This window comes from Amycolatopsis sp. NPDC051061 (genome assembly GCF_040682935.1).
Taxonomy (GTDB): Bacteria; Actinomycetota; Actinomycetes; order Mycobacteriales; family Pseudonocardiaceae; genus Amycolatopsis.
On sequence record NZ_JBFBBZ010000030.1, the window covers coordinates 77,667 to 97,520 of the forward strand.

The following is a 19,854-nucleotide window of genomic DNA, read 5'->3' on the forward strand; positions in this document are numbered from 1 at the left end:
GAGCCCATTCTGCCGTGCGGGCCCGCTTGCCGGGTGCGAACGCGGAAAGCCTGCCCGATCAGCCCCTCACGGCAACCCCCACGGCGCGCTCGCCCCGCCCGGCGCGACCGGCCGCACCCCGAAGTCCGGCCGATCCACCTTCCGGTACACGAAGGCGTCCTCACCGCGGCCCAGCTCCACCTGAACGTCCCCGTTCGCCGCCCGCCGCCAGCGCCGCGCACGACCTCGCGCGTCCGTCACCGCCAGCTCGCCCTCAATGCCCGGCCGCAGCACGCACGGCGCCCCCGCCTCGCTGTGCACCTTCAGCCAGCGCGTCTTCCCGCCCGCCCGGGACGCGCTCAGCAGGAACGCGCCCTCGGTGCGGAAGTCCCGCAGCGCGATGTCGCCCCAGGCCGCGGGTACCGCCGGGAACAGCCGGACCACGCCACCCCAGCTCTGGACCAGCATGTCCTGCAGGGACTTCGCCGCCGACAACGGCGTCTCGATGACCGGCCCCGACTCCTTGTACATCGTGTTCGGCTGGATGTACCGGCGCTGCAGCTCGCCCAGGTAGAACGCCGCCTGCTCGCCACGCAGCATCTGCGCCGAGATCGACGCCGCCCCGGTGAACGTGTACCCCTGCAGCGCGCCCTCGAAGCCGACCCAGTGGTTCAGCGACGTCTCGATGATCTGCCGGTGCTCCGGCTGCTCCCACGTGACGTCGTAGAGCGGGTAGATCTGCAGCATGTGCGAGTAGTGCCGGTGCGACTTGGCGAACGGCACACCCGCGCCGATCATGTACCCGTTCACATCGGCCGGGTAGTCCACCAGCGAAGCCAGGACGTTCCGCCACTGCGGCGCCAGCGGGTCGCCGGGCGCGGTCTCCAGCAGCGTCTTGCAGCCCCAGCGGATCAACGACAGGTCGTAGTTGCAGTCCGGGGCGTCGACGCCGTACTCGGGCGAGAACGTCGGCGGCAGGTGCAGCTTCCCGTCCGGGCCCGGCGCGAGGAAGTGCAAGTAGTAGTTGATCGCCTTGCGCAGCAACGGGAACAGTGTGCCCGACAGCAGCTTCCGGTCCATCGTGTGGCGGTAGGACAGCCACACGTTGTGCAGCGCCCACGTCAGGTTGCCGACCTCCGGGGTCGGCGGGTCCTGCCCCGGGACCCCGACGGGGAACCCGCTCGTGGCGTTGGAGACGCCGTTGAGCAGCGTCATGTCGGTCGTGCGCGGGATGCCCGCGGAGTCGGCCTGGTACGGCGACGCGACCTGGCTGGTCAGGGTGCTCCGGTACTTGTCGAGGGTGTAGCTGACGGCGTCCAGCTCCAGGTGGTTCGAACCGTGGATGAGCCAGTACTCGAGCTGGACGTTGAGGTTCCACCACGTCGCCGGCCACGGCGTGTTCTCCAGCCACGGACCGGACGTCGCCATCACCGGCGCCTCGCGCCGCGCCGCCGACGCGATCTTGTACAGCTGGATCCAGTAGAAGCTCTGCAACCGGGTGTCCGGAATGGACAGGAAACTGTGCCGGTAGTAGTCGTGCCACCAGCGCCGGTGGTCCTGGGTCAGGGCACCGAACGGCAGGGCACGGCGGACCGTCGAGAGCGCCCGCGCCGCCGACGTCTTCGCCGGGTGCGACCACGCCACCGACGTGTACAGCGTGCGCGCGCCGCCGCGGGTGACCTCCCGCCAGGCCGTCACGTGCTCGCCGCCGGCCAGCAGCGGCTGGACGGCCAGCCGCGCGTCACCGCTGCCGGACAGCTGCACCGGCGGGTTCGCCGTGTAGCCGGCGGGCGGCGGCTTGTTCCACACCGGATCGGCGCGCGGGCTGACCGCCACCGCCGGGTGGAACACCCACTTGAACGCCCGTTCCCCTTCGGATGGCCGGATCTCGACGGCCACCAGCGACTGTCCGGTGTGGACGATCGCCCGCAGGCTCAGGCTGCCCACCACGGTCGTGATCGTGCCGGTCAGCTCGGCGTTCCAGAGGTCCATCCGCCAGTCGATCGCGGTGATCGCGCCGACCGGCTCGAGGGTGAAGTACCCGATCGGCAGCCGGGCCAGGCCGAAGAGCGAGCCGAACTCCGGGCGGTGGTCCTGGACCTGGCTGTGCTGGACGTTGAACCGGATCGCGTTCTGCCCGGGCTCGGCGTAGACGCCCGAGCCGAGGAACCCGTTGCCGAGGAACGGGCCTTCGTACCAGGTCTTCGGCAACCGGCGCCAGTACAGGTCGGCGGTGCCGAGGAACCCGGCCCAGCCGAAGTCGTCGCTGCCGGGCACGTCGGCGAACGCGGGTGTGACGCCCGCCGCGCCGGCGGCGATCCCGGCGAGCGCACCACCGAGCGCGGTCCTGCGGGTGATGTCCATGGCGACCTCCTTGTCGACAGCGGATTCAGCTCGGCAGGCCCCACGCCGGTGCGGGGCCGATAGCCGGGACGTCCCGGGGCGCGCAGTCCGCCCGGCCGCCACGAGGGGTGACGACGGCGGTGCCGCCGCGCCGCAGCCCGATCGCGACCCGCCCGGGCCCGACCGGGCGTGACGGCAGCCGCCGGCCGTGCTCGTCGCGGACGTCGACGTCGCCGGTGACACCGTGCTGCAGGACAAGCGGCTCACCGGCTTCGCTGTGCACGCGCACGAACTCCGTCTTCCCGTCGCGGCGGGAGGCGTCCACGAGGAACGCGCCTTCCGCGCGCAGGCCCGCGATCGAGGCGTCGCGCCAGGTCGCCGACACCGACGGGAAGACTTTGAGCACGCCGCCGGAGCCCTGCATCAGCATGTCCACCACGGACTGAGCGGCGGTGATCGGGCTTTCGATCGCGAAGTTGGATCCTTCGCGGTACATCGTGTTCGCGGTCAGCTCGGTGTCGGCGACGACGTTCCGGTCGAGGAAGAACTTCAGGTACCGCAACGCTTCCTCGGGCGCGTCCATCACCGAGCTCATCGATGACGCGGCCGCGTAGCTGTAGCCGTGCCAGGCGGTCTGGTCGGCGATCCAGTGCCGGAACGTCCGCCTCATGAGGTCGCGGTCGCCCACGCGGTCCCAGACCTTCTCCCGCAGCGGGTAGAGCCACAGCAGGTGCGAGAAGTGCCGGTGCGACGCGGCCAGCGGGACGCCGTCGCCGATCAGCACACCGTCGGCGGCGGTTTCGTGGTAGGGCACCAGTTTCGCGCCGATCTCCCGCCAGATCGGGACGCGCGGCTCGTCGAGGCGCAGGATCCGCGCGGTGTCGACGAGCGTGCGGGCGGCCCAGCGGATCAGCGACAGGTCGTAGGTGCAGTCGGGCGCGTCGGCGTACTCCGGCGACCGGGTCAGCGGCAGGTGCAGGTAGCCGTCGGGACCGGTGAAGAGGAAGTGGCGGTAGAAGTTCAGCGCCTTGGCCAGCGTCGGGTACAGGACGTCGCGCAGCACCCGCCGGTCCAGGTGGTGGCGATAGGCGAGCCAGACGTTGTGCAGGCCCCACAACAGGTTCCCGGTCTGGTCGGTCTTGGACGTCGTCCCGGGGACGCCGACCGAGCGCGTGCCGCCGGGGCGCAGCCGCCAGTCGCCCGGGTGCGAGAGCGCGTAAGTGTCGCCGTCGCGATAGGCCGGCGGTACGGACGTCTCCAGGTTCGCGTGGTCGCGCCGGAAGGTCTCGGTGACGGCGTCGAGCTCGGGGTGGTTGCTGCTGTTGACGATCGGGTAGGTGACCTGGACGTTGAGGTTCCACCAGACCGCGGTCCAGCTGTTGCCGACCTCGGGGAACCACGGGCCCCACTCGGCGACGACCGGCCCGCCCGCCCGCGTGGCGGCCGCGATCTTGTAGAGCTGGATCCAGTAGAACCGCTGGACCTGCTTGTCGGGCACCGAAACGAAGCTGCGGCCGTGGTAGTCGTTCCACCAGCGGCGGTGGCGGGCGAGCAGGGTGTCCGGGTTCGCGGCAAGCGCTTTCCGGACGGCCGTGAGCGCGTCCGCCGTGTGCGTCGTGCCCGGGAAGCTGTAGGCGACGGTCGCGGCGAGCAGCCGGCGCGCCCCGATCGTGCGTTCGCGCCACGCCGTCGTGTAGCCGCCGCCGGCGAGCATCGGCTGCGCGCAGTACCCGTCACCGAGTTCGGGCGCCGGGTTCGCGACGTACTCGGGCGGCTTGCGGACGGTCCGGGTGGTCGCCGACTCCAGCGGCTGGAACGCCCACGCGGCACCGGTCTCCCCCGCGCTCGGCGTCAGCGAGACGAGCAGCACGCCCAGGTCGTTGTGCACGACGGCGGAGAAGGCGACCGAGCCCCGCGTGGTGGTGATCGTGCCGCCGAGCTCGGCGTTGTAGAGGTCGAGCGTCCAGTCGACGGCGGTGATCGCGCCGGCCAGGGTGAGCGTGAGGTAGCCGATCGGCAGCCGGGACAGCCCGATCCCGGCCTCCCACTGGACGCGCTGGTCCTGCACCTGGGTGTGGCTCAGCATCACCTTGAGGACCTGCGGCGTCTTCCCGGCGTAGACCTGGGCGCCGAGGTAGCCGTTGGCGAGGAACGGGCCCTCCTGCCAGTTCTTCGGCAGCCGCTTCCAGACCATGCGCGCGTCGGCGGCGACATCCCGGTACGGGTTCCCAGCGGCCAGCGCGGGCGGGGCCGCGCTGGACCACAGGCCACCGAACGCGGCGGCCCCCGCCGCGACCGAGGCGGAGCGGAGCACGGTACGCCGCGACACTGCGTCCATGAAGCGTCCTTTCGGATTCATACTACGTTTCACGAGATCCACAGGCGGCGTGCGGCCATGTTTGCAGACAGAGGCCCGAAAGGCCAGGGTGGTTCACCCAGAAAGCGGCAGAGACATCCGATGTATGGTCCGGCGAGTGGGTCAGATCCCGCGGCAGATCTGCGAAACCAGGGTGTCGGCCGCCCAGCTCTCCCACCGCTCGGGCGACCAGCCGCGGTCACGGACGAACACCTGGTAGAGCTCCGGGCTCAGCAGCCCGAACAGCAGGTCCGCGACGTGCTCGGCGGTCAGCCCGGCCCGCACGCCCGGCTTGGCCACCAGGGACCGGGCGGCTTCGAGGTGGACGGCGAACCGCGGGTCGGCGTCGGCGTCCCACTGCCCGGCGATCGCCGGGTCGGCCGAGGCGGCCGCGCGCAGCATCTCGACGATCGGGGCGACGCGCTCCAGGATCGCGCGCGTCCCGCGGACGTGCAGGCGCAGGTGGCCCTCGGCCGTCGGGGCCGCGAGGACTTCGCGGAACCACGGGCGGTCCATCGTCGCGACCGGCTCCAGGTCGCCCGCGATCGCGACGTCGACCAGCTCCTTGAGCAGCACGCGCTTGTTGCCGAAGGTGAAGTAGATCGTCTGCACGGCGACGTCCGCCCGGTCGGCGATCTCCTTGAGGGTCGTCGCGCCGTACCCGTTGAGGACGAACAGCTCGCGAGCCGCCTCCAGCATCCGCCGGCGCGTCCGCGGGGCATCGCGGACCCGTTTCTTGCGCTGTTCCATTACTGGAGTGTACATCTAGAGTAGAACTCTAGTAACGGAGGAAGCCATGCAGGCCATCGCCAACGCCCGGCAAGCCGAAGCCTGGAACGGGTGGGAGGGTGTCCACTGGGCGCGCAACCGGGCCCGCTACAACGCGATCGTCGGCGCGTTCAACGACGACCTCTTCCGCATCGCCGCGATCGCCCCGGGCGACCACGTCCTCGACGTCGGCTGCGGCACCGGCCACGTCACGCTGCTGGCGGCGCGCCGGGCCGACCCCGGACACGTCGTCGGGATCGACCTTTCGGCTCCGATGTTGGAACGCGCCCGCGCCGACGCGGCGGCGCAGGACATCGCCAACGTCCGGTTCGAGCAGGGCGACGCCCAGGTGCACCCCTTCGCCGACGCCGGTTTCGACGTCGCGATCAGCCGGGGCGGGGTGATGTTCTTCGAGGACGCGGTAGCCGCGTTCGGCAACATCCGGCGTGGGCTGCGGCCCGGCGGGCGGCTGGCCTTCCTCGGCCCACAGGGCGGCGGCCCCGACAGCGACTACGCCCGCGCGACCGCCGCGCTCAAGCCCCTGATGCGCGCACCGTCACCCGCGTCGCGGGGCATGGGGTCCCTGGTCGACCCGGCCCGCATCCGCGAGGTGCTCGAGGCGGCCGGGTTCGACGGCATCCGCGTCGAGCCGGTCACCGCGCCGATGGACTACGGCCGTGACGCCGCCGACGCGGCGGAGTTCATCCTCGGCCAGGGACCGGTCCGCACCAACCTGGCCGGACTCGACCTGGGTCTCGTCGAACGGACGCGGGAGCAGCTGACGGAGGGGCTCGAGGCGTACGAAACTCCCGAAGGGGTCCGGATTTCCGGCGCGGTCTGGCTGGTCGACGCGACCCGGGCGGTCTAGGCCCCGGGCAGCGGCGGCAACGCCGGGGTGCCCAGCCAGCGCGTGAAGAACGCGTCCAACGACCGCGCCGCACACGCTTCCGCCATGGCGACGAACCCCTCGGTCGTCACCAGGCCGTGCCGGTGGTCACCCGTCCACGCCTTCAGCAACGCGAAGAACGCCGGATCGCCGATCTCCGCTCGCAGCGCGTGCAGCGTCAGCGCGCCTCGCTTGTAGACGCGCTCGTCGAACATGCGGGCCACCCCCGGGTCGGCGATCCGGACGTCCGCCGGCCGGGCCTTGATCCGCGTGTGCCAGCCGCGGGCCAGTGCCTGCGCCGACTGCCCGCCCGACTCCTCCGACCACAGCCACTCGGCGTAGGTCGCGAAACCCTCGTTCAGCCAGATGTGGCGCCAGTCGGCCACCGTCAGGCTGTTGCCGAACCACTGGTGGGCCAGCTCGTGCACCACGAGCCGCTCGTACGTGCGGCGGCCGTCGACGTGGTTGGCGCCGAAGATCGCCATGCCCTGCGCCTCGATCGGGTCGTCGAGGTCGTCGTCGGTGACGACGATGACGTACTCGGCGAACGGGTACGGGCCGAACAGCCGCTGCAGGAACTCCATCATCCGGCCCTGCCGGCCGAAGTCGCGGTCGAACGCCCGGCGCAGCCGTGACGGCACGGCCGCCCGCTGCGGCACGGTCTCGAAGATCGACTCCACCTGCCCGCTGGCGCGCCCGATGCCGAGGCTCAGCCGGCGCGATCCCACCCCCGTGTGGGGGAACCAGCCGCGGCCGGACAGCTCGACGTCGTCGTAGCGGCCGATCTGCACGCTCATCAGGTAGGTCGCGGTCGGTTCGGACCGGTCGAACACCCACTTCGTCGTGCTGGCCGACGTGGACCGTTCGACGAGGGTGCCGGTGACCGCGACCAGGTACGGCGACGCCGTCGTCACGGTCACGCGGTAGGCCGCCTTGTCCGCCGGGTGGTCGTTGCACGGGAACCACGAGGGCGCGCCGACCGGCTGGCTCGCCACCAGCGCGCCGTCGGTCAGCTCGTCCCAGCCGACGTCGCCCCAGCGGCTGCGGACCGGCCGCGGGTTGCCGACGTAGTGCACCTCGACGGTGAATGCGGCACCCGACACGATCGACTTCGCCGGCCGGACGTGCAGCTTCGCGCCGCGCTTCAGGTACTTCGCGGGCTTCCCGTCGACCAGCACGCGATTGATCCGGAACTCGCCGAAGTCCAGGCTGACGCGGGAAAGCGCCTGCGTCGCCTCGGCGGTGATCACCGCCGAGGCCGAAAGCCGGTTCGGGGCGACCTTGTAATCGAGGTTGAGGTCGTAGTGCCGGACCCGGTAGCCGCCGTTGCCGTGGGCGGGGAGGTAGGGATCACCGGAAGTATCCGCGCCGGGTGCCGGAGCCGGAGCCTTCGCAATCACCCGTGCCGAACCTTTCCTCGTGCCGACGTACCGAACCAGGCTCGCACGGCACAGGTGAGTCCGGCGAGCCAGGCAGGTACTTCGTGACCTTCTACTTACCCGTCCACGCGGAGATCGGGTTGCCGAGCCAGCGGGTGTCGGCCGGCACCTCGTCGCCGCGGGTCACCAGCGACCCCGGGCCGACCGTGGTGCGCGCGCCGATGCCGGCGCCGGGCAGCACGATGCCGTGCGGGCCGAGCGTCGCGCCCTCGCCGAGGTTCACCCGCGACATGCTCATGATCCGGTCGTGGAACAGGTGCGTCTGCACGACGCAGCCGCGGTTGATCGTCGCGCCGTCACCCAGCGACACGAGGTCGGCCTCGGGCAGCCAGTACGTCTCGAGCCAGACGCCGCGGCCGATCTTGACGCCCATCGTGCGCAGCCAGGCCGGCAGCAGCGGCGTGCCGCCGATCGAGCCGATCAGCCACGGCACCGCGAGGGCCTCGACGAAGGTGTCGGCCAGCTCGTTGCGCCAGACGAAGGAGCTCCACAGCGGGTGGTCGACCTCGCGGAACTTCCCGACCAGCAGCCACTTCATCACGGTCGCGGTCAGCGCCGCGACGATCCCGGCGGCCAGCAGGGCGGGCCCGGCCAGCAGCGCGGCCACCGCGAAGCCGAACGCCGTAGCCGCCCACAGCAGCCCGAAGGCGACCGTGACGGTCAGCGCGACCCCGCACATGACCGGGATGATCCGGCACAGCTCGACCAGCGCCCGCGCCGCCTTGAGGTGCAGCGCCGGGGTGTAGGTGCGGCTCGTGTCGGCGTCGCCGATCGCGCGGCGGACCGGCAGCGGCGGCATCCCGAGGTACGACGAGCCCTTCTTCGCCTTCAACGGCGTCGAGGACAAAACACCTACGAGTCCGCGCTTCGGCACCGAGCGGCCGGGCGCGGTCATCCCCGAGTTGCCGAGGAAGGCCTGCTTGCCGATCCGCGCCGGGGCGACGTGCAGCCAGCCGTGGCCGAGTTCGTAGGTGGCGACCATGGTGTCGTCGGCCAGGAACGCGCCGCTGTCGACCTGGGTCATCTTCGGCAGCGCGAGCACGGTCGACGCCTCGACGTTGCGGCCCACCTTCGCGCCGAGCAGCCGCAGCCACACCGGCGTGAACAGGCTGGCGTACAACGGGAACAGGCCTTCACGGGCCATGCTCATCAGGCGCTCGGTGGCCCAGACCTGCCACGCGACGCGGCCGTGCACCGGGTGGTAGCCCTCGACCATGCCGATGCTCAGCGCCCGGACGCCGGCGAGCACGAGCAGCATGTAGGCGGCGAAGTACGCCACAGTCGCGACCGGGACGAAGACCAGCGCGCGGGTGAAGGCGTCCAGCAGGGTCGGCGCACCGGCGATCGCACAGCCGAGCACGGCGGCACCCGCCAACGCGGCCACGCCGGGCAGGAAGCCGAGGGCCAGGGAGGTCACGCCGTAGACCGTGGCCCAGAAGTGCGACCGCGGCGGCCGACCGGCCGGCCACTTCAGCGCGTCGCGCTCGTCCTTGGCCACGCGCGCGGCCGGCGAACCGGCCCAGCGCTGCCCGGCCGGGACGGCGCCGCGGACGGTCGAGCCGGCCGCGATCTCCGCGCCCTTGCCGACGCGGACGCCGGGGAACAGCGTGCTGCGCGCGCCGATGCGGGCCTCCGCGCCGACGCGGACCTTGCCGATGTGCACGCGGTCGCCGTCGACCCAGTGGCCGGTCAGGTCGACCTCGGGCTCGATCGCCGCGCCGCGGCCCAGCTTGAGGAACCCGGTGACCGGCGGCGGCGAGTGCAGGTCGACGTCCTTGCCGATCCGCGCGCCGAGCGCCTTGGCGTAGGTGGTCGTCCAGGACGCGCCGGCGATGCTGTCCGCGCCGCTGAACTCCGCGAGCTTCTCGGCCGTCCACAGTCTCAAGTGGACACTCCCGCCGCGCGGGTAGGTGCCGGGGCGCACCCCGGAGAGCAGCACGCGCCCACCGCCCGCGGCGATCGCGATCCGGCCCGCCGGGCTGAACAGCACGACCCAGGCCAGGCCGATCCACGCCCAGTTCAGCGTCGGCGCCCAGGTGAACCCGAGCAGCGACAGGATGTTCGACAGCGTGGCGGCGAGCGTCGCCCAGCGCAGCCCGACCAGGCCCATCAACGGGACCATCAGGACCGTCTGGATCGCACCGGCGCGGCGCGGGGTCGGCACGATGTCGCGGCGCTCGGTGGCCTGGCCGCTCAGCGCGTCCAGCATCGCGGCCAGCGCGCCCAGCCTCGGGTAGGAGTAGATGTCGGCGACCGACACCTGCGGGTGCCGGGTGCGGATGCGCCCGACGACCTGCGCGGCGGTCAGGCTGCCGCCGCCGTGGGTGAAGAAGTCGGCCTTCGGGTCATCGACCGACACGCCGAGGATCTCGGCCCAGCCTTCGGCGAGCCACGTCTCGGTCGGCGACAGCCCGGCGGCGTCCACAGTGGACAGCGGCCACGGGAGGGCGGCGCGATCGACCTTGCCGGAGGTGCGCGTGGGCAGGTCGTCGACGACGGCGAGCAGCGGCACCAGCGCGGCGGGGAGGTGCTCGCGCAGCCGGTTCGCGGACTGCTCGTGGTCGAAAGCCGCTCCTGCGGCGGGGACGACGTACCCGACGAGGACCTGGTTGCCGGCCTTGGTGCGGCGGATCGCGGCGGCCGCGCCCTGCACACCCGGCAGGGCCTGCAGCGCGGCGTCGACCTCGCCCAGCTCGATGCGGCGGCCGCCGAGCTTGACCTGCTCGTCGAGCCGGCCGAGGAACAGCAGGCCGTCGGCTTCGGCGCGGACCATGTCGCCCGAGCGGTAGGCGCGCTGCCAGCCCAGCGACGGCAGCGGCGCGAACTTCTCGGCGTCCTTCTCCGCGTCCAGGTAGCGGGCCAGGCCGACCCCGCCGATGACCAGCTCGCCGGTGTCGCCCATGGCGACCGGCCGGCCCTCGTCGTCGACGACCGCGAGCTGCCAGCCGGCCAGCGGGAGGCCGATCCGCACCGGGCCCTCGCCGGTCAGCTGCGCGGCGCAGGCGACGACGGTGGCCTCGGTCGGGCCGTAGGTGTTCCAGACTTCGCGGCCTTCGACGGCGACGCGCTCGGCCAGCTCCGGCGGGCACGCTTCGCCGCCGAAGATGAGCAGGCGGACGTCTTCGAGGGCGTCGGCGGGCCACAGCGCGGCCAGCGTCGGCACGGTCGAGACGACCGTGATCTGCTGCGCAACCAGCCACGGGCCCAGGTCGACGCCGGTGCGGACCAGCGCGCGCGGCGCCGGGACCAGGCAGGCGCCGTGGCGCCAGGCCAGCCACATCTCTTCGCAGGAGGCGTCGAAGGCGACGCTCAGGCCGGCCAGGACGCGGTCACCGGGACCGATGGGCTCCTCGGTGAGGAAGATTTCGGCTTCGGCGTCGACGAAGGCGGCGGCACTCGCGTGGGTCACCGCGACGCCCTTGGGCTTGCCGGTGGAGCCGGAGGTGAAGATGATCCACGCGTCGTCGGCCGGGCCGGGAACGCCGTCACGACCACCCGGCGTGCTGTGGACGTTGATCTTCCAGTCGGTCGCCACCGCGGCCACCTGCGCTTCTTCGAAGACCAGCTCGGCGCGCTCGTCCGGGTCGTCCGCGTCGACCGGCACGTAGGCGGCGCCGACGGACAGGGTGGCGAGGATCGCGACGTACAGCTCGGCGGTGCCGGAGGAGATCCGGATGCCGACGCGGTCGCCGAGGCCGACGCCGTAACCGCGCAGGCGGCGGCCGTAGACGTCGATCTCCTCGAGGAGCCGCCGGTAGGTCAGCGTGGTCGTGCCGTCGTCGATCGCGGCGGCGTTGGGGTGCTGCTCGGCGGTGGCGGCGAGGACGTCGAGCAGGGTGCGCTCGCCGGCGCCGAGGCCGGACCAGAACAGGGCCCGGTCGGCGACCGGGGCCGTCGACGGCGCGTGCGTCACCTCGGCGACGCACGGCAGCGGCAGGGTGATCTCGGTGTCGAGCTCCGGGGCCGATTCGGCGGGTTCGATCGTGACGGTCATCGGACGCGCACCTCGACCGTGTCGAAGACGCGCAGGGACGGACTATGGGCGCGCAAGCCCATCACTCACCTTCCGCGAGCCTCACCGGGCTTGCACTCCTGAATGAGGCGCCCGCAACGACCTTTCACCCTACTCGCGGATGAAGGAAACATATCTTCGAGATCACGACGGAGTGTCGGACCTCACCACCCGCGCCCTGACCAGCGTGATCCAGGTCGCATCAGCGGGATCACGCCGGCCGGGCGTCAGGAAATCACCGGGATTTGGCGGGCCTGGCCGCTTTTCCGCCGGCCTTCGGTTTCGCGTTCTTTTCGCGGACGCGCACATTCACCCGGACGGGGCTGCCTTCGAAGCCGAACCGCTCGCGGAACTTGCGCTCGATGAACCGGCGGTAGCCCGCCTCGAGGAAGCCGGTGGTGAACAGCACGAGCGTCGGCGGCCGGATGCCCGCCTGCGTCGCGAACAGCACCTTCGGCTGCTTGCCGCCGCGGACCGGCGGCGGGGTGGCCGCGATCAGGTCCGACAGCCACGCGTTGAGCTGGCCGGTCGGCACCCGCTTGTCCCACGACGCCAGCGCCGTTCGCAGAGCCGGGGCGATCTTGCGCACCGAACGGCCGGTCAGCGCCGAGACGTTGACCTTCTCCGCCCACGGCACGCGGACCAGGCCACGCTCCAGCTCGCGGACCATCGCGTGCCGGCGGTCCTCGTCGACCAGGTCCCACTTGTTGAACACCAGCACGCAGGCGCGGCCGGCCTCGACGACCATGGTCAGCACCCGCAGGTCCTGCTCCGAGATGGGCTCGCCGGCGTCCAGCAGCACGACCGCGACCTCGGCCGCGTCGATCGCGGTCTTGGTGCGCAGCGAGGCGTAGTACTCGGCGCCGGCGGCGAAGTTCACGCGCTTGCGCAGACCCGCCGTGTCGACGAACCGCCAGGTCTCGCCGTCCAGCTCCACCAGCGAGTCGACCGGGTCGACGGTGGTGCCCGCGACCGAGTCGACGACCGAGCGCTCCTCGCCGGAGAGCTTGTTCAGCAGGCTCGACTTGCCGACGTTCGGCTTGCCGACCAGCGCGACGCGGCGGGGGCCCGACGTCGCGGCGACGCCCTCGCGCGGCGCCTCGGGCAGGGTCTTGAGGATGGCGTCGAGCAGGTCGCCGGAGCTGCGGCCGTGCAGCGCGCTGACCGGGTGCGGCTCGCCGAGGCCGAGCGACCACAGCGACGCGGTGTCCGCGAGCAGCCGGTCGTCGTCGACCTTGTTCGCCACGAGCAGCACCGGCTTCTTCGAGCGGCGCAGCACCTTGGAGGCGGCTTCGTCGGTGGCGGTGGCGCCGACCGAGGCGTCGATCACCAGCAGCACGGCGTCCGCGGTCTGCATGGCCAGCTCGGCCTGGGCGGCGACGGACGCCTGCAGCCCGGTCGCGTCCGGCTCCCAACCGCCCGTGTCGACCAGGGTGAACTTGCGCCCGCCCCAGTAGGCGTCGTAGGCGACGCGGTCGCGGGTGACGCCCGGCACGTCCTGGACCACGGCTTCGCGGCGGCCGATGATGCGGTTGACCAGCGTGGACTTGCCCACGTTCGGCCGGCCGACCACGGCGAGCACCGGTTGCGCGAGCGCGGCCTCCTCGGCCGCTTCCGCCGCCTCGATCTGCGCGTCGAGCTTGGCGAACTCGGTCTCGTCGGACCAGGTGCCGTCGATCTCGCCGACGCTGTCGAACGCCGCCGACGCACTTTTTCCCGCGGAGGCGGAATCAAACTCAGCCATCAGAACCCAATTTCCCTTATGGCGTAACGAATCCGTTTTCGGAACGCCAATCGTCCAAAGTCTTCACGAGCGCCGCGAGCTCGCCGCGCAGCTCTTCGGTGCCCTGGTCGAGCCCGGTCTTCCCGGGACCGACCTTCGGTGCGAACGGCTCCCCCACGAGGATGTCCACGCGCGGGCGCCAGCGCCGCTTGCCGTCCGCCGGCTTGCGCGTGCCCCGCGTCGCGACCGGGAGCACGGTCGCGCCGGAGGCCCGGACCAGCCAGGCCGCGCCGCGTTCGGCCGCGCCGACGTCCCCGGCACCGCGGGTGCCCTCGGGGAAGATCCCGACGACGCCGCCGCCTTTGAGCACGCCGACCGCCGTCATCAGCGGTTGGCGATCGATCGCGCCGCGCTTGAGCGGGATCTGCCCGATGGCCCGCAGGAACTTCCCGGCGAGTCCGCCGAGCAGGTCGAACATCTCGGCCTTGACCAGGAACGCCGAACGCCGCGGCAGCATTCCGAAGATCAGCTGCGGCTCGATCATGGAACTGTGGTTGGCGACCACCACCACCGGCCCGGTGGCGGGCATGCGCTCGCGGCCGTGCACGCGGATGCGGAAGGCCGAACGCAGATGGTACCGGCCGAAGATCCGGCCGGCCTCGTGGAGCCAGCCGACGGAGCCTTCCGGCAGTCCGCCAGCTTTCATCGAGCTACCTCGGCGTTGCACCCCGCCAGCAGTCCGCGGTGGTTGGCCAGTTCGCTGAGGGCGACGATCACCTGGTCGATCGAGAGTTCCGAGGTGTCGACGTGCACGGCGTCCTCGGCCGCGCGCAGCGGTGAGGTCGCGCGGGTCGAGTCGAGGTGGTCGCGGCGCTCGACGCTCGCCAGTGCGTCGGAGACCGACGACTTCCGGCCGGCCGCGCTGTCCTGGGTGCTGCGGCGCGACGCGCGGACGTCGGCCGAAGCGGTCAGGTAGACCTTCAGCGGCGAGTCGGGCGCGACGACGGTGCCGATGTCCCGGCCCTCGACGACGATGCCGCCCCGGTGCTCCAGCACGTCGTCGATGATCTGCCGCTGCCGGGCGACGAGCAGTTCACGCACGTGGGGCACGGCGGAGACGGGCGAGACGGCCTTGGTGACCTCGGGACCGCGGATGTCGGCGGCGACGTCCGCGCCGGCCAGCCGGATCTCGAGCCGGTCGGGGCTGGTGCCGATGCCGAAGTCGGTCTTGTCCGCCAGGGCGGCGACGGCGGCGGCATCGGCCGGGTCGACGCCGGCTCGCAGCACGGCGAGGGTGACCATCCGGTACATGGCGCCCGTGTCGAGGTAGCCGGCCCCGAGCCGCTGGGCGAGCTTGCGCGCGACGGTGGTCTTCCCGGTCCCCGACGGGCCGTCCAGCGCGACCACACCACGTAGGGCTCCCGTCACCGGCACTCTCCTCGCGTTCTCGTCTCGTTCGGCTCGGGGTCCATTCTGCCGGTCGGGGTGCGGAGGAGATCAGTCGGCCCGTGCGCGGGCCGGTTCCGCCGTGTCGTCCGTCCGATCACGCGAGCCGACCCTCCAGGCACGCGAGCCGACCCTCCAGGCACGCGTGTCGCCCCGGACTCACTCGGCCCGCGCTCCGAAGCGGGCGACCACCAGCGCGAGACGCTCGGCACGGTGTGCCGGTGACAGGCGATGCCCCCGGTCGAGGGTGATCAGGCCGTGCAGCGCGCTCCAGAAGACCTCGGTCAGCACGCCCGCGTCCTGGGTACCCGCCACCGGCTCGATCACGGCCACGAGCCCGCCGTAGGCCTCCTGCATCACCGCCGGCGTGTCGTCCTGGGCGAAGGGCAGCTCCGAAGCCAGCGTGAACATCGCGTCGTAGAGCGCGGGCTTGGCGTCGGCGAACTCGACGTACGCTCGCGCGACTCCCGCGACGCCGCCGTCCCGAGCCGCCGCGAGCGCCGAGGCCAGCTCGGCGAAACCCTCCAGCGCGGCCGCCGCCATGATCGCGTCCTTGCCGCCCGGGAAGTGGCTGTACAGCACCGGCTGGCTGTACTCGATCAGCGCCGCCAGCCGGCGCGTCGTGACCGCGTCCCAGCCTTCCGCTTCGGCGAGCTCCCGGGCCGCGGAGACGATCCGCTGCCCGCGCTCGGTCCGGTCGCGCACACGCCGTTGTCGCTGGGTCATACCGGTGATGCTAGCACTGCTAGACAAAATAGCGATGCTAGGTTAGCGTTGCTAGCAATCCTAGCGGTGCTAGAAAACTGGAGGGAACACCATGCTTGTCGCCGGCTACATCCTCGTCGCGATCGTCTCGCTCGGGATCATCTACGTCGGGCTCAACTACCTCTTCGCTCCGGCGAAGATCGCCGCCGGCTTCGGCTTCACCGAAATCCCCGAAAACGGTGACACCTTCTTCAACGTCAAGGGCGGCCGCGACGTCGGGGTCGGCCTGGTCCCGCTGGCCCTGATGCTCTACGGCGACCCGCACGCGCTGGGCTGGGTCATCCTCGTCGAGGCGTTCATGCCCCTCTGCGACATGCTGATCGTCTTGCGCCACCACGGGAAGAAGGTCATCGCGTACAGCGTCCACGGCCTCACCGCCCTCGTCATGGTCGTCGCGGCGGGCCTGCTGCTGCTCGGCTGAACGTCGCGAATCGGACATGTGGGTTACGGTGGTCGGGTGAACGTCGAAGTCACTCCCCTGCCCGGCATCGGGGTCCGCAAGGACTTCAGCACCCGTACCGGCCGCCGCATCGGCGTCGTCACCCAGCGGGACGGCCACACCGAGCTGATCGTGTCGAAAGCGGACGACGCCGACGCCTGCGCGGCGTCCATCCCGCTGACCGCGGACGAAGCGGGCACGCTGGCCAACCTGCTCGGCGCGCCGCAGCTGGTCGCCCAGCTCACCGAGGAGCACCGGGACCTGCCGGGGATCAGCACGCGGCAGCTGCCGATCAAGCCGTCCGCCCCCTTCGACGGCCGGACGCTCGGCGACACGGCGATGCGCACGCGCACGGGCGTCTCGGTGGTCGCGGTGGCGCGGGCGGGCCAGGTGCACCCCTCGCCCACGCCCGACTTCACCCTCACCGGGGGTGACTTGCTGGTCGCGGTCGGCACGAGCGAGGGCCTCGAAGCCGCCGCCAAGATCCTCAAGTACGGCTGAGCGCACGATGGACCACACCGCGCTGTCCCTGATCGAACTGGGGGCGGTCTTCTTCGTGCTGGGCGCGCTCGGGCGCCTGGCCGGCAAGATCGGCCTCTCCCCCATCCCGCTCTACCTGCTCGGCGGCCTCTGCTTCGGCTCCGGCGGACTGATCCCGCTGACCGACATCGGCGGCTTCACGCACCTGGCCAGCGAAATCGGCGTCGTGCTGCTGCTGTTGCTGCTCGGCCTGGAGTACTCCGCGGCCGAGCTGTTCACCGGCCTGCGCCGCTCGTGGACGGCGGGCCTGCTCGACATCGTCCTCAACGCCGCCCCCGGCGCGGCGGTCGCGCTGCTGCTGGGCTGGGGCCCGGTCGGCGCGATGGTGATGGCGGGTGTCACGTACATCTCGTCGTCCGGGATCGTCGCGAAGGTCCTCGGCGACCTCGGCCGGCTCGGCAACCGCGAGACGCCGGTGGTGCTGTCGATCCTCGTGTTCGAGGACCTCGTGATGGCGCTCTACCTGCCGATCCTCACGGCGGTGCTGGGCGGCGTCAGCTTCCTCGGCGGCATGGAAGCCGTCGGGATCTCGCTGCTGGTGATCACCGTGGTGCTGGTGATCGCGCTGAAGTTCGGCCGGTACGTCTCGGCCGCGGTCGACAGCCCGGACCGCGAGGTGTTCCTGCTCAAGGTCCTCGGCGCGGCGCTGCTGGTGGCGGGGCTGGCCTCGGCGATGCAGGTGTCGGCCGCGGTCGGCGCGTTCCTGCTCGGCATCGCGATCTCGGGCTCGACGGCGGAGAACGCGACGCACCTGCTGGAACCGCTGCGCGACCTGTTCGCGGCGGTGTTCTTCGTGGTGTTCGGGCTCAACACGAACCCGGCGTCGATCCCGCCGGTCCTCGGCTGGGCGGTGGTGCTGGCGGTGGTGACGACGCTTACGAAGGTCGGCACGGGCTGGTGGGCGGCGCGGCGGCAGCGCATCGGGAAGATGGGGCGAGCCCGCGCCGGAGCGGCGTTGGTGGCCCGGGGCGAGTTCTCGATCGTCATCGCGGGTCTGGCGGTGACGGCGGGCGCGGTGGACGGCGAGCTGGCGGCGCTGGCGACGGCGTACGTGTTGCTGATGGCGATCCTGGGCCCGACGGCGGCGCGGGTGGTGGAGCCGATCGCCCGTGCGCTGCAACGGAAGTCGACCACTCGGACGGCTCCCGCCGAAGCGAGTTAGCCCGGCCCGAGCGCCCCAATGTGGCCTTCGGTGCGTTCAACGCACCCAAGGGGCCCTTCGGTGCGTTCAACGCAACCAAGGCCACATTGGGGCGCTTGGGTCTAGCGCAGGTCCGTGCGGCCCGCCGACGGCACGTGCGCACCGCCGCCCGCGGACGGGTGCGTGGTCGCCGCCGGGACGACTCCGGCCAGCGGCACCGACGCCGACGTCCGGGCCAGGTCCAGCGTCACCCGGCCCGGCTGGGCGGGACCTCGGATGAAGCTGCCGTCGGTGCCCCCGATGATCAACGCCAGCGCGTGCCCCTTCGGCACGATGTGGTCCGTGGACGCCAGATCGAACGTCATCGTGTACGCCGTGCCCGGCGTCAGCGGCCGTTCCTGCGAGAGCGACCCGTAGTTCGCCAGGTCCGCCCACCCGCGGCTCAAGATCGTGTAGTTCACCTTCTTCACGTCCGCCGACGCGATCCGGTAGCAAGCGTCGTCACCTGTGGTGGACGAGCCCCAGCAGTTCTCCGTCGTCCCCGTCTTGATCCCCTCGCCGCTGCCGGCGAAGTTGCGGATCGTCGCCGGGCCGAGGTCCACCAGCAGCGCCGAAAGCCGGGCCGACGTCGTGCCCGGCGTCGCCGTCACCGTCACCGCGGAAGTCCCCGAAACCTGCAGGTCCGACGCCAAGGTCCCGGTCGAGTAGGTCAGCGCCGCGCTGCCCGGGTTCGTCACCCACGTGTCCTCGCCGACGTTCGGGTTGTCGGTGAACGACGCCGTCCCCGACGCCGCCGAGGTGCCCAGCGTGCCGCCGCTGTGCGGCCGCAGCGTCGTGGCCACCGCGCCGGCAGCCGGGTACGCGCCCTGGTCCACCCACTGGTCCGGCTGCCGCTCGACGCTCGCCTGCGGCCCGTTCTGGACGCCGTTGTCGATGCCGAGCAGGTAGTGGTCGAACCACCGGTGCAGCAGGTCGACCCAGCCGGCGCGCCGGTAGTCGAACGGGTCGACGTGCCCGGTCTGCGACAGCCAGATCTTCTTCTCGACGTTCAGCCCGCTCCACCACTGTCCGAAGTGGATCGTCTTGACGTTCAGATCGTTGACGCCGTGGGAAAGCAGCACGCTGGCGCGCACGTTGCCCGCGTGGGTGACGTAATCACGGTCCGCCCACAGCGGCCCGTAGTCGCCGTTGGCCGTCGCGCCCTGCTTCAGGACCTGGTTCTGCGCCGAGCAGTTCTGCCCGCTGTTGCGCGCTTCGACGGTCTGCGCCAGCCCGTCCGGGTTGAAGCCGAAGGTCGCGCCGTCGGACCGGTAGTAGTCGTACCAGGAGCTGATCGCCGAGATCGGCACGATCGTCTTCAGGCCCGCGACGCCGGTCGCCGCGACGCCGTTGGCGATCGTGCCGTCGTAGGACTTCCCGATCATGCCGACGTTCCCGGTGCTCCAGCCCGCGGTCACCGCACTGCCGCCGGTCTTCGCGCTGTAGCCGGTGGCGCGCCCGTTCAGCCAGTCGACGACCTTGCGCGCCGAATCGACGTCCGAAGCGCCGCCGACGTCCGCGCAGCCGGCCGAGCGGTTCGTCCCGGCCAGGTCGACGAGCACCGCGGCGTACCCGCGCGGCACGAAGTAGTTGTCGTAGAACAGCGGGAACTTCACCGGCTTCCCGGCGCTGTCGTACGACTTGAGCTCGCTCTCGTTGCCGCGCCCGCAGCACGAGTAGTACGGGCTGGCGTCCATGATCACCGGCACGCGCGACGTCGCCTCGCTCGGCCGCACGATGTCGGCGGCGACGCGGTCGGACCGGCCGTCGCCGTCACCGTCGTGGCCGATGTCGACCCAGACGGTTTCGCGGATCGCCTTAGCGTAGTCGTAGACCGGCTCGCTCGCCCGGGGCGCCGCGTGCGCCACCCCGGGGAGGAACGTCGTGAAGAGGATGAGCGCGAGCAGTGCCAGACCGGATCGCATGCCTCCACGCTGGCAGCCCACGGCGGGCCGGCGCCACGGCGGAAAGTCGGGAC

General features: G+C 71.8%; 14 protein-coding genes. 4 read left to right on the forward strand and 10 right to left on the reverse strand.

Translation table 11 applies throughout. The features are described from left to right. Nucleotides 1-66 precede the first annotated feature (66 nt). From AB0N03_RS33860 to AB0N03_RS33870, 3 genes are all read right to left on the reverse strand, one after another. Nucleotides 67-2,343, reverse strand: coding sequence for a Tat pathway signal sequence domain protein (locus tag AB0N03_RS33860; protein WP_364380301.1), 2,277 nt, complete (start codon nucleotides 2,341-2,343; stop codon nucleotides 67-69). A 25-nt stretch (nucleotides 2,344-2,368) separates the two neighbouring features. Then, the gene (locus AB0N03_RS33865) at nucleotides 2,369-4,660 is read right to left on the reverse strand and encodes a glycoside hydrolase family 95-like protein (RefSeq protein WP_364380304.1); all 2,292 of its coding nucleotides are present in this window, start codon (nucleotides 4,658-4,660) and stop codon (nucleotides 2,369-2,371) included. Between the two features lie 141 nt (nucleotides 4,661-4,801). Continuing rightward, nucleotides 4,802-5,428 (reverse strand): helix-turn-helix domain-containing protein, encoded by a 627-nt coding sequence (locus AB0N03_RS33870; protein WP_364380307.1) that lies wholly within the window; start codon nucleotides 5,426-5,428, stop codon nucleotides 4,802-4,804. A 46-nt stretch (nucleotides 5,429-5,474) separates the two neighbouring features. Here AB0N03_RS33870 and AB0N03_RS33875 point away from each other — a divergent pair, with 46 nt between their 5' ends. Beyond that, complete coding sequence (locus tag AB0N03_RS33875; protein ID WP_364380310.1) at nucleotides 5,475-6,314, forward strand: methyltransferase domain-containing protein; 840 nt, start codon at nucleotides 5,475-5,477, stop codon at nucleotides 6,312-6,314. On the opposite strand, the gene AB0N03_RS33880 is transcribed toward AB0N03_RS33875, so the two are convergent. The 6 genes from AB0N03_RS33880 to AB0N03_RS33905 all read right to left on the reverse strand — a co-directional run bounded on the left by AB0N03_RS33880 (nucleotide 6,311) and on the right by AB0N03_RS33905 (nucleotide 15,678). Further along, a complete protein-coding gene (locus AB0N03_RS33880) occupies nucleotides 6,311-7,732 on the reverse strand; it encodes a M1 family metallopeptidase (RefSeq protein ID WP_364380313.1) in 1,422 nt (473 codons plus the stop codon). The genes AB0N03_RS33875 and AB0N03_RS33880 overlap by 4 nt on opposite strands. Nucleotides 7,733-7,823: 91 nt before the next feature. After that, on the reverse strand, nucleotides 7,824-11,765 hold the full coding sequence (locus tag AB0N03_RS33885) for a Pls/PosA family non-ribosomal peptide synthetase (protein ID WP_364380315.1): 3,942 nt from the start codon (nucleotides 11,763-11,765) through the stop codon (nucleotides 7,824-7,826). Nucleotides 11,766-12,018: 253 nt separating this feature from the next. Further along, nucleotides 12,019-13,527: a ribosome biogenesis GTPase Der gene (gene der, locus AB0N03_RS33890; RefSeq protein ID WP_364380318.1), complete on the reverse strand. Its 1,509-nt coding sequence runs from the start codon at nucleotides 13,525-13,527 to the stop codon at nucleotides 12,019-12,021. A 16-nt stretch (nucleotides 13,528-13,543) separates the two neighbouring features. Continuing rightward, complete coding sequence (locus AB0N03_RS33895) at nucleotides 13,544-14,212, reverse strand: lysophospholipid acyltransferase family protein (protein ID WP_364380321.1); 669 nt, start codon at nucleotides 14,210-14,212, stop codon at nucleotides 13,544-13,546. After that, on the reverse strand, nucleotides 14,209-14,913 hold the full coding sequence (gene cmk / locus AB0N03_RS33900) for a (d)CMP kinase (protein WP_364380413.1): 705 nt from the start codon (nucleotides 14,911-14,913) through the stop codon (nucleotides 14,209-14,211). Before cmk ends, AB0N03_RS33895 begins: the two co-directional genes overlap by 4 nt. A 198-nt stretch (nucleotides 14,914-15,111) precedes the next feature. After that, complete coding sequence (locus AB0N03_RS33905; protein ID WP_364380324.1) at nucleotides 15,112-15,678, reverse strand: TetR/AcrR family transcriptional regulator; 567 nt, start codon at nucleotides 15,676-15,678, stop codon at nucleotides 15,112-15,114. Between the two features lie 91 nt (nucleotides 15,679-15,769). Between AB0N03_RS33905 and AB0N03_RS33910 the strand changes: the two genes are divergently transcribed. The 3 genes from AB0N03_RS33910 to AB0N03_RS33920 are packed head-to-tail and all read left to right on the forward strand — an operon-like array spanning nucleotide 15,770 to nucleotide 17,858. Next, on the forward strand, nucleotides 15,770-16,138 hold the full coding sequence (locus AB0N03_RS33910) for a DUF4267 domain-containing protein (protein WP_364380327.1): 369 nt from the start codon (nucleotides 15,770-15,772) through the stop codon (nucleotides 16,136-16,138). Nucleotides 16,139-16,174: 36 nt separating this feature from the next. Then, a complete protein-coding gene (locus AB0N03_RS33915) occupies nucleotides 16,175-16,657 on the forward strand; it encodes a TrkA C-terminal domain-containing protein (RefSeq protein WP_364380330.1) in 483 nt (160 codons plus the stop codon). Between the two features lie 7 nt (nucleotides 16,658-16,664). After that, entirely contained in the window at nucleotides 16,665-17,858 is a 1,194-nt protein-coding gene (locus tag AB0N03_RS33920) for a cation:proton antiporter (protein ID WP_364380333.1), read from the forward strand. Nucleotides 17,859-17,959: 101 nt separating this feature from the next. Here AB0N03_RS33920 and AB0N03_RS33925 read toward each other — a convergent pair whose 3' ends face one another. After that, the gene (locus AB0N03_RS33925; protein WP_364380336.1) at nucleotides 17,960-19,801 is read right to left on the reverse strand and encodes a Xaa-Pro dipeptidyl-peptidase; all 1,842 of its coding nucleotides are present in this window, start codon (nucleotides 19,799-19,801) and stop codon (nucleotides 17,960-17,962) included. Nucleotides 19,802-19,854: the final 53 nt, after the last annotated feature.